This is a genomic window from Planctomicrobium aquicomposti, from assembly GCF_051466325.1.
GTDB lineage: Bacteria > Planctomycetota > Planctomycetia > Planctomycetales > Planctomycetaceae > Planctomicrobium.
Genome location: NZ_CP195792.1, coordinates 3,625,916 through 3,642,332 on the forward strand (window position 1 = coordinate 3,625,916; position 16,417 = coordinate 3,642,332).

At 61.0% G+C, this 16,417-nt stretch carries 6 protein-coding genes; 4 read left to right on the forward strand and 2 right to left on the reverse strand.

The features are described from left to right. Window positions 1-7: 7 nt before the first annotated feature. Entirely contained in the window at window positions 8-1,615 is a 1,608-nt protein-coding gene (locus SH664x_RS14005; protein WP_437201901.1) for a trypsin-like peptidase domain-containing protein, read from the reverse strand. A gap of 885 nt (window positions 1,616-2,500) precedes the next feature. On the opposite strand from SH664x_RS14005, the gene SH664x_RS14010 reads away from it, so the two are divergent. The 3 genes from SH664x_RS14010 (at window position 2,501) to SH664x_RS14020 (ending at window position 13,033) form a co-directional block, all read left to right on the forward strand. Beyond that, window positions 2,501-3,553 carry a hypothetical protein gene (locus SH664x_RS14010; protein WP_437201902.1) on the forward strand — a complete coding sequence of 351 codons (1,053 nt, stop codon included), beginning with the start codon at window positions 2,501-2,503 and terminating at the stop codon, window positions 3,551-3,553. A 275-nt stretch (window positions 3,554-3,828) separates the two neighbouring features. Beyond that, window positions 3,829-7,155, forward strand: coding sequence for a hypothetical protein (locus SH664x_RS14015; protein ID WP_437201903.1), 3,327 nt, complete (start codon window positions 3,829-3,831; stop codon window positions 7,153-7,155). Between the two features lie 10 nt (window positions 7,156-7,165). Then, window positions 7,166-13,033: a hypothetical protein gene (locus tag SH664x_RS14020; RefSeq protein ID WP_437201904.1), complete on the forward strand. Its 5,868-nt coding sequence runs from the start codon at window positions 7,166-7,168 to the stop codon at window positions 13,031-13,033. 378 nt (window positions 13,034-13,411) lie between these two features. On the opposite strand, the gene SH664x_RS14025 is transcribed toward SH664x_RS14020, so the two are convergent. After that, window positions 13,412-15,169, reverse strand: coding sequence for a hypothetical protein (locus SH664x_RS14025; RefSeq protein WP_437201905.1), 1,758 nt, complete (start codon window positions 15,167-15,169; stop codon window positions 13,412-13,414). Between the two features lie 575 nt (window positions 15,170-15,744). On the opposite strand from SH664x_RS14025, the gene SH664x_RS14030 reads away from it, so the two are divergent. Then, window positions 15,745-16,098 carry a hypothetical protein gene (locus SH664x_RS14030; RefSeq protein ID WP_437201906.1) on the forward strand — a complete coding sequence of 118 codons (354 nt, stop codon included), beginning with the start codon at window positions 15,745-15,747 and terminating at the stop codon, window positions 16,096-16,098. Window positions 16,099-16,417: the final 319 nt, after the last annotated feature.

The window sequence follows — 16,417 nt, forward strand, 5'->3', positions numbered from 1 at the left end:
CCAGTACCTACTTGCCAAATGTTCGCGACGCGGACCGGTAGGAATTCACCAGCCGCGCCAGATACGCGTTGATCCCTTCCTCAAGCTGTCGGGTGATTGTTCCTACGGACATTGCCTGCAAGGACACCCGCCCGATCACTTCTTCCTCATCCCAGATTTTAGCCAGGCTGCGGTTGCCGTCCTTGTCGACGTCGCCGACGAAAATCATGGTCTTGATCGAAAGCTCGCTGAGGATATTCGCATCTTCGGTCATCGTGGGGACAAAGACAATGACGTTGCAGATGATGGCTGTGGAGACATTGATATCTCTGCGGCGGCGAATGATTTTCCACTTCAATCGCTGTTCCAGAGTCCGTTCCGCGCGGGAATTCACGTACCGCATGACCCGCTGGGTTGGATCGACCGCGACCGGAAAATTCAGGACACAGCATTCGCGAATCTGACTCAGCAGCATCCGTCCCCGTTCCGTACCGACCAGATCGACAGCCGAACCGAGCGTGGAGTCGCTCTTGTTGGGGACATTTTCTGCGTTGAGCGCGACCATCGTGGCCGTTTTGCTGAGATCAACCGCCTTCTGGATATCGAGGCAGGAGATCGCAAAATTCAGACTCTCACCGACCTGCCATTTGAAGGTATTAATACCGACCACTTCCCCCCGCATGTTCGTAAGAGGTCCGCCACTGTTTCCGCCGGAGATGGCAGCCGTCGTCTGCAGCACGGTCCCTTCTTTATGCTGCACCTCATCCGCTTTCCGGATGCCGCTGATAATCCCTTCTGACGTGGAAAACGAGAGCCCTTTCGGGGCTCCGAACGTCGCCACTTTTTCACCCTTGCGCGGCAGGACAGGGGCCACCGGCAACACCGGGAGCAATTTGTCACCGGGGTTAATCTTGACCACCGCCAGGTCGACTTCCGGCTGCAGCACCAGAACTCCTTCAACAAGATAACTGTCGCCGTTCTGGAACTTCACAGTCGCCTTCTCACCCCCTTCAATGACGTGGTAATTCGTCACCAGCACTCCGTCGCTGCGAACGACGAAGCCACTGCCGATCGCTTCACCAACGTCATTCTTGACATCGATTCGGACAACCGCTTTCTCAACCCGTTCCACGAGATCGGGCAAGTCGAGATCGGACAGCGCTCCCATCTCCGCTTCAACCCGGGCGGCAAGCTGGTCGGCTTTGGACGGGGATGTCGGAGCGACACTCGAGGCGGTCGCCATCGTCTGGTCCGCTGCCGGTGGAGGAGTTTCTGAAGGGGCAGAGGTGTTCTCCGGGGTCTCTGCCGGAGCGCCTCTGCGGAGCAGCAGTCGACTATCGCTCGGAACCATCGGCGGTGTTCCCTGCGAGATCAGCGAGCCTCCCGCAGGAGAGGGGAGCCGCACCGGCTGCGAGATTTCACTCCCCGCAGGTTCACGCGACTCGGACGCCACGGTGGTCATCTGCGGGGGCGGAGGAGGTGGGGCCAGCGCCGTCGAACTACTCCCCTGAAATCTGGAAACGATGACCGCCACCAGGAGAAGGGCCACGATCCCGACCCCGACCGTTCCGGCGTTGAGTTGCAGCCCCTCGGAATCACGCCCTTTGCCCGGTCTCTTCTTTGTTGCACCAGCCATGATCAGCCCTAGCGATCCTGAAATGCCTTGTGGACAGACGCTGCAAACTTAACGACACGACTGCACTCCGAACCAACCGTGGCCCGCAGAGGGTCAGCCTGGAAGAAAACGAATCATTTGAAATTGAACCCGCACCACTCGCCCCGAACTTTTCAACACCACGCCCTGCGGAACATTACAACAACAACCAACAGCCAACCGACCTGAGTGAAGTACGGGCCTCTGGGTCCCGCATCTATGTAACGATGAGATGACATTTTCGAAGTGATCAAAGGAGAGCCCGAAGTGCTCATCATGATTAAACCGGCAACGGATTGCGGTGTCCAACCGGAAACGCAGAAATCCACGAGGTTCGCACTGAAATAAAGTTCTGTAGCAACGTCCGTCCGAATCGCATCCTGTACGATTCAATCCTCTGACCGCTAAAGGCATGATCTCTAAATGCAGTTGGTCCTGCAGCAGCTTTGATCAGCAGGTTTCCACACGGAGCTTTATCTCTACAGAGACGCGATTTCTTGCAGAGACCTGCCCCGGCTGGTGCTCCTGAAACAGTCACTGCGGCAGTCTCTCAGCGGACAGCGGCTGAGCAGGATTGAATCGCACACGATGAACCTGCAGGGGCGCGGTCCCAGGGGGGGGGGAAGCGATTGGCGGATGCAGGAAACTTGAGGGAAATCTCCGTGACTTCAACACTTTCAGCAATCCGTGTAAAAGCTACAAACCCCCTCGGCAGATGGTCCCCTTCATCTTGACCCTTTTTCGGGATTCTTTTAAAAATCCGCCCCGCGACACGGCCTTCGACCCCAACCCTCTCTCGATGGTCGTTCTCCCACTCCCATCGGATATCTCCTCCCTCTACGGTCCTCATTTAGCAGGAACATTCAGATGTTCGCATTACGCACCCGCGCCCTGACGGGGCTTACGCTCATGGCCACCGCGTGTGGCCTGACCGCCAAGGCAGAGGCGCAACTGTTTCCTGGACTTGACCCCTGTAATACCTGTGCCCAACCGGTGATGGTACAGCCGATCGTGCAGTCCGCATGTGCCTGTGCTCCCTGCATGCGCCCCATTACCGAAACCCATTATGAAGACGTCGCCCACGTCGAGATGGTTCCCGTCTCGAAGACCGTGCAGGTCCAGCAGATGCAGACCGTCATGGAAGAACGTGACGCCGTCCGCTACGAAACCATTACCGAATCCCGCACCGTCGAGGTCCCCTCCTACACCTGCCAGACCGTGACGGAATGCCAGGCTCAGACCGTGAACCAGAGCTTCTGGCGCACCAATTACCAGCCGGTCACGAAGCTCTCGCCGTGTGCCTACGATTCCCGTCCTGGACTGCTGGGCGAAATGAACCGCCTGACCTATTCCATGCGGAACAGCCTGACTCCCAACTACGTCGCCCGACGTGAATTCGTCCCCAACGTCTACACCGTGAATGTCCCGGTCCAGCGCGTCGTGCAGGTCCCGACCACCCGTCAGGTGACCTACAGCGTCCCCAAGGTCGTCGCTATCCCGACCAAGACTCAGGTGGCTGTTGCCCGGCCGATCATGGTGGACCGTGTCGTGACCGTGATGGAACCCCGCCAGACCACCAAACGCGTGGCTGTCACCCGGACCCGGATGGCTTACGTCGATCCTTACGGATTCGGTGGAACCACCAGCGCTGTCGCCTCGGAGCCGACTCCGGCAACGGCCACCAACCCGCCCGGAAAAGGAACCACCCGCCTGCAGTCTGTTCCGTCGCAGGAAACTCCGATCCAGTTCCCCAGCTATCGTCAGAGTGAACCACAGCCGGAAGCCGTAGAACCGACCGAATCGGGCCGACCGGTTGCCGAGCAGAGCGGTGCTGCCGCCATCGAATTCGCCGGATGGAGCAAATCCCGTCGCTCACTCAGCGATGCAGAACAGGCAGAACTCTCGATCGTGAAGAAGTAATTCCGAGCGGATCTCCACGGATTTCCCGAATACGCACGTCGCAGGTTTTGCGACGTGCTTTTTTGTTTTCGATGGGAACTGAGGGACGTCTCCGCTCAGGAGTTCATGCACGATCCGCCCGACGTGTGGAACCTGCAGATTCCGAACTTTGAGGAAGCCGCGAGACTTGGGAAAATCGTTCCGATTTCGCAGGCAGCCGATGGCCTTAGGGCGGAGCCGGGCATATGATCGAGCTACGACACATTGCCCCCCGTTTGTAGTGCTCACGAGTTCGTATGTTCAGCCAGATCAGTGAGCTGCCGTCGCTGTTTCGTAAAAGATTTAAACCGCTGCGGCCACGTTCTTTCGGTTCGCGAGCGGAAGTCTCGCGGATTGCGCCGGTCGGACAGTCTTTCCGCGGTCTGGCGTTCGTGTTGCTGGTGCTGGTCTCGCTTGGTTCGCCGGCACAGGACAGCTTCGCACAGCCACTCGATTCTGTACGTTCCACACAGTCGGCACCATCATCCCCGACGGATCTCAAAGGAAGCCCGCTGGCAGCGGAGATTCCGGATTTTCATCTCACGCAAGTCCTGCTGGATGCGCAGGTCGCCGCTGACCGAATCAACCTGGTCATTACGGTCGAGGTGGTCATTAATCGGGGGGAGGGCTGGCACCATGTCCCTCTCCGTCTGGGACAGGCACACGTCTGGCAGCGGGAGTACAACGGTCCCGGTGAAGAAGCTCCCGACGTTACAGGAAGGGGGCTCGATGACGGCATGACCTGGATGTTTCGCGGACTCGGGAAACATCAGCTGAAGCTCTCGGCCTGGACTCCGCTGCGACGGAACCTCTCCGGAGGACAATTCCAGCTTTCGCTCCCCCCGTTGCCTCCGCAGTTTGAAACCCGACTGCGGATCCGGATTCCCGAAGCCAACGCGGTGGTGCGGTCTGGCAAGTCGCTGACCGTTCTGGATGTCAAAAGGAACAACGGGACCACAGAGGTCGAAGCGAGTGTCTTCGGAAGCCGACTCGAATTTGTCTGGCAGACTCCCACAGCGGGGGCAGAGACTGTCTCGCTGGTCGTCTCCCGCATGCAGCTGCGTCCTTCGGCAGAACACCTGTCCCTGATCGTCGAGCAGTCGATCGAGCTGCAGCAGAATGCGATCGACCAGCTGCTGATCCGGCTCCCTTCGGAGTTCCGGATTGTACGGCTTCTCGGCAATCAGTATCGGACCCACGAAATGCTGCCGGACCGGCCCGGTTGGGTCCGGGTCCATATTGTGAATGACAACGCAGGTCGCATCACGCTGCGCTGGGATCTGGAAAAGAACCTCGCGACCGCAACAGGTCCGCTGCTGCTGGATGGATTTCAGGTGGAGGGAGCGATCCGCGAAGAGGGACTGATCCGGATCGACGAGTTTGAAAATGCCCGGATGATTCCCGATTTGGAAGCCTCCGATCTCGTTCACCGGATCAGTGTCAATCAGGTCCGGGACTGGGGAGCTGGTTCTCCGCTGACCGCCTACGAGTATCTCAAACAACCATTCCGTCTGGCCTTTGATGTTCAGCCGTTGGCAGCCTATTTCTCGGTTGATCCGGTGTATGACCTGCAGGTCCGCGAGGAGGGTCTCGAACTGACCGTCCGCTGTCCGCTGCGAATCGACCAGGGGATGCCGACCGAGCTGAGACTCGAATGGCCCGACTGGGAGCAGCAGGGTTGGCGGCTGACCTCCGCATCCAGCTCGACAGGCACCAATCTGACCGGCCCCGTGCAGGCCGACACGACCTCCGAGCTGGACCAGATTCGACTGTCGTGGCCCAATCCCGTGCCGCAGAATGTCTCGATTCAGGCCGTTTTCCGCCGGCCTGCACCTGCATCGCTGTCAGAGAACTTTACCTTCACTCTGCCGCAACCGACTTCTTCCCGCACCGGTCCCGGTCAGCTGCTGCTGCAGACGGCCGATGCACTGGAAGTGCAGTTGTCCACGCCGCAGGGGAATCCGCTGGCGGTCCTGACTTCGGAGACCCCCGAGCCAGCCGACACTCCCGCCAGTGGAGAGACCGCCTTCCCCGGAATCCGCTACCGGATCACCCCCGGAGAACCGATCACCGCAACGGTGGTCGTTCATCCCCGTGAAATTCTCGCCTCAACGACCGTCGAGATTCACGAAGCGACCCACCGGGAACTGTCCATCGAACAGATCATCCAGCTGCAGGTGAAGTACGGTCGGCTGAATGGTGTCGATCTGGTTCTTCCTCCCCAGCTGGCCTCCTTGATTCAGCCCTATGCGGTACCGGAAAGTCTCGATGTCTGGCTGGGGAATACACGGTTGCCGCTGATCTCCAGTGGCGGATTACTGAAGGCGACCTTCCCAACCCCCATGCGGGGTCACTTTGAAATCCGCGTCAATTACAGCTTCCCGCAGGATCTCGTCGGGGGAACCAATCCGGTCGATCTGCCGGTGATCAATCTCGACCAGTTCCGCTATACCCGGGCCCAATGTCTGGTTGGCCCGTCTGAAACAGTACAGGTCCGCTCTGAAGGGACCGGCTGGGAAGCGGTGCGAACCTCTCCCCGCGGAGCCCTCTGGATCAATCCGTTGCTCTCGGAACCGCTGACAACGATTCCACTGTCGGTCGGTCAGCGCGTCGCCGATTCGTCCCAGCAATACGTCGTCGACAGAATGCTCGTCCGCACGCTCTTCAACCAGGATGGGTCGATGGAGTGCTGGACGGAGTTCTATCTGGAATCTCCTCCCAGCCGGCTGGTGATCCAATTCCCGAACAACTCCGAATTCAAAGAGTATCTCGTCGATGGCATGCGTCTGGACTCAGGCGCGGTGACCCGCAGAACTTCCGACCACGATGAGCTGACATTAACACTTCCGGATCAGGTCAGCGCGCATCCGACGGTCTCCGTCCGCTACCGCACTCCAGCCACGACCTCGTTCGGACTGACGCAGTTCCGGACCATTCGCTTCCCCGAATTCCCCCGCAATGTCTGGGTGGATGAAACAGTCTGGGAACTGCAACTCCCATACGGCCAGCACTTGTTCACCTACCCGAATCTGGTCCCCCAGTTCCAGTGGGTGCGACACCTGCTGGTCTGGCAGCGCGAACCGTCGGCGAGCTACCTCGCCGAGCGGCTGCAGACGACCGGCGCCGGCGTCCCTGCCGAATTCCGTTTTGAGTCCCCGGACTTCTACGCCTTTCGGGGCTTTGGGCCCTTGCCGCCGGTGACATTCCGGTCGATGAACCGCTCTCTGCTACTGCTGATCGGGGCCGGGTTTACGCTGCTGCTCGGCTATGTGTTCTGGAAGCTGCCGATGACCCGCAACGTGTTCTCACTCGTCTGCATCGCGTTTCTGTTTGCGGTCGCCAGCCTCTGGTTCCTGGAGCCGATGCTGCTTCTGCTGCAACCCGCTGCAGTCGGTCTCATTCTCGCGTTCACCGCGACCATGATTGATTCCTCACGCAGGAAGGGGAGCGGTGAGTTGTCGCAATCCCGTTTCGATCGCCAGCGTCCACTCCCGCCGAGCAATGAAGACCTCCTCTCTCCCAGTGCTTCCACCCATCTGTATCGGCCGGTTGCCGCCGGTCGATCGGACCGAAGCCCCGATTGAGGACCGTCGCATGAAGACCCTGCCTGGCCAGCGCCCCCTCTCTCGGCGGCCGTCATCTTTCCTCTGGCTGCCGGTGCTGTTGACCCTGCTTGGGCTCTACTCCGGCGGCGTAGAGATCGTCAGCGCCCAGAGTCCCGCTCCCGAAACAGGAGCGGCTCCTTCCGTGGCGGTCATTGAGTCCGCAAAGTACGTTGCCCGCCTGCAGGGGGATGACCTCACTTCCGGCACATTCGAATTCGATGTCCAACGCACCGGCACGATGGCGGCGACTCTGGATTGGTCCACGGCACGCATCACTCTGGGGCAGGTGCGCTGGAACAACGGGCCCGTCGTGGCGGGCGTCAGTGGCGACCAGCGGTTGCTGGCGGTCATCGACCGCCCGAAGGGGCGAATGGTCGGGAACTGGAGCCTGCATGGCGAGATGTACGGCGAGACAGCGGTCTTCGATGCCGCATTTCCACCCGCACTCAATTCCCGGCTGGATCTTGAGGTTCCTCAGAAGCTGCAGCTAAGCTCAAGTCAGGGGCTCGTGCGTGAATCGGGCTCCACGGAATCGGGAATGCGGAAGTGGACGGTCGAACTGGGACGGGCTTCCTCTGTGATCCTGAAGATCTCCCCCCGCGAACGGACGGTGTCACAGCCGCGCTATGAAATTGAAACCTTGATGATCGCCCGGCGCGACGGAATTGTGCTGCAGGCCGATCTCAACGTGGATGGAACCTTTGGCAATTCGTCTCATCTGCCGCTCGAAGTCCCTCCTGCGGTCGACGTGCAGTCGGTGAGCATCGGCGGTGTGTCGCTGCCAGTGCAGCGGTCGAAGGACAATCCGGAGCAGGTGTTGGTTCAGCTGGAGGGGATCTCGCTGGAACCTCGTTTCACACTGCGACTGCGGGGGTTTGAAGGGGTGACCTGGGGAGATCCGCACCAGTTGCCCCGCATCCGCTTGATCCCGGCGGTGGTGACCCGACGAGCTCTTTCCATCCGCGTGGAGCCACCTCTGCAAATGCGGCGGGTGGAGCCGCTGGGAATGATCCAGACGGCTCTCAGTATCGATGAGGCACTCGGCGAGATCTGGAAGTTCGAAGCCCGCGAGCCGGGGGGGCAGGTGAGCGTCGACATCAATTTTCCGGAAACGGAGTTGTCCTCACAAATCGATTGCCTGCTAGGGCTGACTCCGTCCGAAGGCTGGGCGGCGGCGCTGGTCGGCCTCCAGCTGGAGAACGGGGCCCGGCTCGAGACTACGTTGCAGCTTCCCGCAGGCTGGGACCTTGTGACTGTCACCGGGGGAGACTACGAATCGCGTATTGCCTCGTGGACGCTGCAGGGGCAGGAGCTGCATGTCTCTTTCCAGAATGCATTGACTCCGACATCCCCTCGGCAGTTGCGACTCTATATGCGCTGCCCGCCATTAACGGACAGCTCCGCGGTCCCCTTACTGCTCCCGCTGGTCAAGGACTCGTCCGAGGCCAGCCTGCTCTGTCAGTGTTTTCTTCCGACAAACCGCAACCTGGAACTGGGCGACGGTGAAACCTGCCGCCTCAGTGACCAGATTCCGCTCGATCGCCGATTCCTCAGCATCAAAGAAGTGAATGAACGGATTCAGGACTTCAAAAACCGCCCGCTGCTGACCGTACAGACTCTTTCGCCACAGCCTGCCCGTCAGCTCGACGTCCAGATTCTCACCACGCATGGCCGCGGCGGCGCTTCGACAACGTTGCCTTCCCTGGCCGAAACGGAACCGGTCCGAAATCCCCTGAACGCTCCCAATCCCCCGCCGACCTTGTGGCTGCGGACCACTGCCGGCCCGGCAACGAATCCGGCGCGGGTTCATCATGCCGCCATCCGCTTTCCCTCGCCAATAGCGACCAGTCTCTTGCAACTGGAATTGTCTGACCGGTGCCGGGTTTCAAACATGCTGGTGAACGGCGAGCCGGTGAATTTCTCACGTGAAGGGGTGCGGATCCGGCTGCCTGGGGACGTCACGCAGATCAGCAATCTGCATCTCACGTACATCACTCAGGGGGAGCAGTCGCTGCTCTCTTCCAAAAATCGCATTCCGCTGCCGCAAATCGGCCTGCCGTATGAACTGATCGACTGGGAACTTGAACTGCCTGAGGAGAACCATCTCGTCAGCTTCGGCATGCCCGGAGCCCTCATGGGAGCCCCGCCGCCGACAAACTGGACACGACGATTCTTCGGTCCGCTCGGACGCGGTGCCACGGAAGGCTTTTTCAATCCGCTTTCCGCCAGCGACTGGCATGTGCTGCTCGACGGACAGCAAACCGCTGCCGCGGCTTCTCAGCCCTTGCAGCGCATCTACCATTTGCAGGTTCCGGGAAACGCCCAGACCGCCGAGTTCGTCGCGTGGAACGAGCCCCGCAATCGAGGCTATGCCTGGGGAGCCCTGTTAGGCTGCCTGCTGCTCGGGTCTGCTGCCCGCATGTTCAACCTGAATCACGTCCGTCGCCTGACTCCTGTCTGGCTCGCGCTGCTTGCACTGGCGGCGGTAATTCTCCCCTCGGTCTGGTCCGCCATTCTGGGAGGAATGTTTGTCGGCAGCCTGATTTCAATCCTGCTGCCCAGACGGTTCATCCAACGGACCGATTTCCTCGCGCGAACCCGAATACCGGCTCCGGCCAGGCAGGTGATCGCCGGTCTGCTGATCGGCGGTCTGGCCACACTGGCCCGCGCTGACGCCCCGGAACCGATATCCCAGGCTGCGGCAGGTCTCCCGGCCTCGCCTGCGGCGCCCACTTCACTGATTCGCGCAGCCCGTTATGAACTGCGTCGCCGCTTCCCTGTTGCATCCGTCCATGCGACGCTCGAAGTGCTGGTGAAGGGGGGAACCCCGGAGGTACTGGTCCGCCTGCCCGCACGCGACATTACGCTTCCTCCCGGGGCCCAATGCCTGGTCGATGGGGCCCCCACCGAGATGCTGCCGCTCTCGACTGGAGACGCGTTTGTCGTCCGCATTGAAACACCACTCAGCCTGCAGGATGGAGCGGACTGGGAATCGCATCAGATTGAGTTCGACTTCAACGTCCGGAGCCTGCCTCCCGAACGGGATGAACAGCTGAGTCCGCTGGCGGGACAGGTGCCGGGGGCTCTCGATACAACCTTGCTCATTCCCAACGCAGTCACCAGCGAAGACTTTGAACGCTGGGGACAGAGCCGCCGCGAACCAACGGGAGCCCGGCTGTTGCAGCTGGGCTCTTCAGGGCGACTCGTCAGCCGGACTCCCGACACCGTGCGCTCTCTCCCGAATGGCCTGCAGGCCGTCACCCTGCTGGATGTCTCTCCGTTGCGGCTGAAAGGGCAGACCCGCATCAGCGCCCCCGGAGAGCCTCTTCCGCGGCGACTGGATGTCTATCTGCCGGCAGGCTGTCTGTTGGGCAACGTCACCGGCTCCGCTGTCGAGGACTGGGTCGAGTCGCGGCTGCCGAATGGCGAGACCCAACTCTCGATTCGCTCCTTCCCCGATCACGCTGGCGGGACGGCGACATTCACCTTCGACCTTCCGGAAATTGCCCGACCGGGAGCAGAAATGGTTACCATTCCCGCGTTTCGACTCTGGAATGCTCCTCACATGCCGCATTCCATTGGCATCACGGTCCCGCCCGCGTCATCCGTCAGCCTGCTGAATGGCCCGGGGCCGGTCCCACTGACCACCGAAGAATGGCTCGCCCGCGTTGAGGCGGGACGCACCCGACCCGCTGTCGCCTTTCAACTGACCGAACCACAGCCGGTCAGCATCCAGTGGAATCGACTGCAGCCTGACAGAACCGCGGTCATCAACGAAACCGTCACAATCCGGAAAGAAACGCTGGGTTGGACCGCCAATGTCCGAACCACGATCTCACGTGTCCCGACGTTCCGACATCAATTTCGGCTCCCTGCAGACGTGATTCTGAACTCCCTGACCTGCACCGACCGCGGGCAGGAGGGGCCGATCCGCTTCACACGCCAGGGGGACCTGCTCACCATCTTTGTCGCGGGAGGCCAGCTGGGAGAACGGAACTACCAGTTCCACGGCTACAAGCCGCTCCGTCTGGAATCGTGGCAGAGTATTCCGGTCCTGGAGATTCAGAACACAGCGGGAGTCGAAACCCAGCTGGCCCTTGTCGACGAAACCTTCTGGAACGTCGAGATGGAGACAGCCTCGGGAGCCGCCACACAAGTTTCGCCCACCGACGGAGCCGAGACACGCGAGAGCGCCGGATCACGACAGCTGGCGGTCTTTCCCGGCACCCACAGCCTCCGACCGGTTCGCATCCGCCTGATTCCGCCGCCTGAAGTCTTTCGCGCTGACTCCGTGGTCCGCCTGACCGCCAACGACAAAGGTTCCTGTGACCTGCAGCAGCAGGTTCGACTGTCGGCCGTATCCGATATTCCGTTGAGACGGGCCCGCTTTCTGATCCCGAATGGGTTGAAACTGACGGGCGTCAGACCTCCCGAGCTGAAGCCGACACTCACATCGTCTCCACTGGGTGACCTCGTCACGATCCGGCTGCCGGAGCGGCTCCTGACCGGGGCGACGGTCACATTCCAATGTCGGCTCAGCAACACACTGCAGGAGGCGCTGCTCCATCCGGCGGAGCAGGGGGAGACAGCCAAGCTCCAGATCCCGCTGGTTCAGGTGCTGTCGGCGCAGCATGGTTCGCAGACGATTCTGCTGGAACAGCGCTCGCCGTGGACCTTGCCGCCGGAGTCGAGCCTGCCGGTGGAAACCCCGGGCTGGATGTCGAGCGAGTGGCGGACTGAGCTGCAATCACAGCTTCTGTCCGAATCCCGGCAGGCACAAAACCGACTGGACCTGATTCTGAAGTCGTCCACTGCCGGACAACGCCGGATGCGGATTCCGCTGGAAGAAACATTTCTGTGGCCTTTGGAAGATGGGACGGTTCGAGGTTTAAGCCGTGTCTGGGTCGCTGCGGAAGACGGCACAGGACTCTCACTACAGATCCCCGAGGGGCTGCGCATCACCCGTGTCGAAAATCCGGGACGGCAGGCAATTCCTCACTTCCAGAGCGAGAACCAACTGGAAATCACGCTCCCCCCGGGAGCACACAATTCTCCGATCCTGCTGGACTGGCAATGGGACACCCGGGCCAACCCGGAACTGTCACTGCTGGAGTACGACGGAATTCTTCCAGACGTTCGGCTGGCAGGCGCCGCACGGTCGCCATCGCAGATGGTTGAGCTCAAAGCGGGAGCAACGCTGTCGCCGCTGGAAGTCTGGCTGCAGCGCTGGGAAGGGCTGCTGAACCTGCTGACACTCCCAACCGGCAAGGGGGAACGTCACCACGCCCTGCACGAAATCATCGGCTGCCAGCAGGAAGTGGACCGGCTATTGACTCGCCATCGCGATTCAATTCCCCCCGCCTTACGGGAGAAAGCCGAAGAGCTCGCAACACGCTCGCGGCAGAAAGCCGGTGAACTGCTGGCTGCCGGACAGGACCCTGCCTGGCACAACAGCAATCAGCAGGACTTCTTCAATGAACAGCTCGTGCAGAGCACACGCGGAGGACTCCTCGTCGACTGGTCCTCGCCTTCCCAGCAGAACTGGGGAGCCCAGGTCAAACCGCTCCCACAATTTCCCAGCCTGTGGGGCCTCGCTGTGGGCCTGATGTTGGTCATCGGGACCGGATGGCTGGCACTGCGACATGGGGGAGCCTACACGCAATTTCGTGACCGGTTGTCCGGACATCCGAGCGTCAGTCTGTTGATCCTCGGGATCGCGTGGTGGCTGTTCCTGTCACCGGGCATCCTCGGCCTGGCGGTGATCGTGATCGCGTTGATGCTGCCGGTGCTGTCCCGTGGAGGGCGGAAGCGGCGAGGCGTTCATTCCTCATCCGCCTCGGGTACTTCAGTCTCCTGAACCTCCCGTTCGCACAGATCCCCGAGTCCGTTCTCTCATCCAGCCGCAATGCTGCTGGACACAGGAACGTGCAACCGGCCTGAGCGTTCGCCGCTCCCGCGTCAAACCCGAAGTTGTCATCGGCACCGGTTCGCGAAGCTGCATCCCCCTCCAACCGCTGCTTCCTCCCCGAAAATTGAGCATGCCATCCAATGAAAAAGCCCAACCCCGGAGGACGAGGTTGGGCGATTGAGATTCAATTGGCGACAGAGCGAGGGATCGGTCGGCGTCACCTGCTTAAGCAATTTGACTTCGGATGGCCCCGTCCTTGCCACACGGAAGTCAGCATTTCATCTGACGAAACACTCGCTGTGCGGGCACTGGAAGGAGCAGCCTGCGCTAGTTGCTGCGACCGCGGCCACCTCCACCACCCCGACGTCCCCCGCCGCGACGGTCATCCCGTCCGCCTCCCCGTTGTGACGAGGAGCGAGGCTGCTTCCGGACCAGCAGTCCAATCGCTTCTTCCCATGTCGGAATGTCATCGTACCGCTCGCGCGGAACCGGAGGTGCCGACTCCCGTTCGGGGGCCGCATCCTGTGTTTCAGACTGTTCGGACCGTCGGCTCGACTGCCGCTCCTGGGCAGGCGCTTCCGAGCGGGCGCGACGTTGACGCGGCGGACGGCGACGCCCTTCGCTTTCCCGACGCTGCTGAGGAGGATCGAGATCGAGTCCGGCTCCGAAGCCGTCATCGTCATCCGCATCGGGAAGCGCCGGTCGGCTTTCTTCGACATAGTCCTCGTCAAGTCCATCCCCGAACTCATCGTCAGGTTCATTGCGACGAGCTTTCGACACGGGCCGTTGGCGAGCGGCGGATTCCAGCACCCCTCCCCCGAAGTCATCATGATCTTCGAGCAGATCCACATCCTCGACGACCGGGGGAGCTGGGGGCTTCTGGCGACCCCGCTCGGAACGGGAGCGTCGACGTGCTGGACGCTCTGCCTCCGCTGCTTCCTGCGGCCGGTCCTCCCGTTGCCCTCGAGAGGAACGTCCTTCCCCAGTGGATGTCTCGGCTGCCGGCGTCTCCGCATGACCACGACGCTGCGGCTTGTCCTCCGCTGATCGACGGGACTGTCCAGAACGACCTTCACCACGGTCACCGGAGGTTTCGCGTGTCGCCTCGTCACCGCGACGGCGGGAGCGTCCTTCGTCGCGACGAGATGCGTCCTCGCGACGGCTCCCTTCTTCCCGGCGTGACGACTCTTCCCGGCGTGATCCTTCTTCACGTCGAGGAGCCTCCTCGCGACGGGAGCGCCCCTCGCGGCTTTCTCGACGAGAGGATTCCTCAGAGCGACGTCCTCCCCGCTGCTCCCGCCCCTGGGAAGGTTCTTCTTCCCGGACTTCACTGCGGGCACTTCCCCGTTCGACCGGTCGAACGTCGCTCCGCTCTTCCGTTCGACGCTCTTCGCCACGACGGGAACTCGAACGATCCCGATCCGAACGACGCCCCGAGGACTCACGGCCCCGGCCGGAACCGGAATCGCTCCGGCGTCCTCCGCGCGGTCCGCCCCGTCCTCCGCGGCCGGTCGGCGGACCCTCTTCGAGGGCGCTGACAGCGCCTGATTTATCGGCCCAATCCTCAAATCCTTCCAGCGGATCCCAAAAAGCGTCGTCGGGATTCTGGGCGGTCAATTCTTCAACATCTTCTTCGTCAGCTGCCGCGTCATCGCCCGCGTCGTCGCACTCGTCTTCGTAGTCGTCGACCTCGTCGGTCACTTCCACCACTTCGAGTTCTTCTTCCGCTTCCAGATCGCAATCGATGCCGGCGCCGAAATCATCATCCCAGTCGTCCACAACGGGAGCCGGGCTGGCCGGTGCAGCCGGGGACTTGGCGGCTTTCACAATCCAGGCGAGGGGATCATCCTCGGCGGCCGACTGGCGGCCCACATCGAGTTCTGCGAGTCCCGGATTGGCATTCGGCTCGAGCGAAGAGGTTTCTTTTTCCAGCGCGGGGCCAAATCCGAGGTCATCCAGCCCCAGACCGTCCACGTCCAGCGGTTCATCCGCTTCGTCTGCAGCGTTCAGGTCGACCCCCAGCAGGTCCTGGGCGAGCGACTCGAAATCATCATCCTGAGGATGGTTATGCTTTTTTGTATTCATACTGGTGACATTACCGCCGCTCGTCAGGGGCTGCAAGACAGCGGGCTGGTGGAAGGCCTGCCGCGGGACATCTCCGGTCGCAGGATTCCGAAAATTCAGCCCGCGACTCCGGAAACAGGTTGTCGACAGGGGAGGAGGCTCTGCCGTTCGGTCCGGCGATTGCACATTTCGCCGAAGGGAATGCATCAACCGATAATGTTGGATCCGACCCGCGGTCCTGCTCCGGGCCCCCGGTGAGCGGTCGACCGGCCAGTCAGTTTTTCGGGAATCAGGTCATAAAATAAAAAAGGGATCTCATGCCCGCACGATGCTCCGTCGACATTGGAGTACGTCAAATCCAGCGATTTGGCGAGTGCTCAGACTGCGCTGCAGCGAGATGATGATTCTTCCCGGAGAGAAAGTCCTGCAATTGCCGCTTGACTTTGCGAACTCCATGAGATATCGACCCGCGATATGTTCCTCGTTGCACCGGGACCAGCGCTGCTGTACGGTCGGCGGTTTAAGGATCGAACGCACACCACCAACAGCGATCAGAAATCGATAGACAGAGCTTCCAGAGAAGGGGCATTCGAATCATGACCATGACGATCACAGCCTTCCCGGCAATGAACTCAGAGCTGACCACAGCTGAAGACGAGTACCTCCTCCCCGGCCTCTTTGCCGCCAAGGATGACGACGACGATGCCGAAGAATTCGGCGACGATGAAGAGCTGGAAGACGACGAAGACGATGTCGACGACTTCGATGATGAAGACTTCGACGACGACTTCGACGATGAAGATCTGGACGATGAAGACCTCGATGATGAGGACTTCGACGATGAGGACTTCGATGATGAAGACCTCGAAGACGAAGAGGATGACGACGAAGACGAGGACGATGAAGACGAGGATTTCGGCGAATTCGTCGACGATGAAGAAGAGTTCTGAAACAGCAGTCGTGTCCTGTTGACGAACTTCGGACACTGCCAGGAAAGTTTCTGCCGCAAATGCCCCTGCGGCAGCCTCAGCGCCCGCGGCGGCGTCTCACAGTACAGCCCGTTTCCAGCTAGCCGACGTCAGTCATCTTGACGTCGGCTGTTTTTTTTCGCCGGAAACCGATCAACCACAGTGGCCGCTTGACGCTCGGCGCAATCCCGCGGATGATCGCCGGGCAGCTGTCGGCAGACAGCCGTTTGGGCGTCACAGCTGGATCAAGTTCTCCGGCTCGGCCCACCGCCACGCACCTGTTTCTCCGCTTCTGCACGGA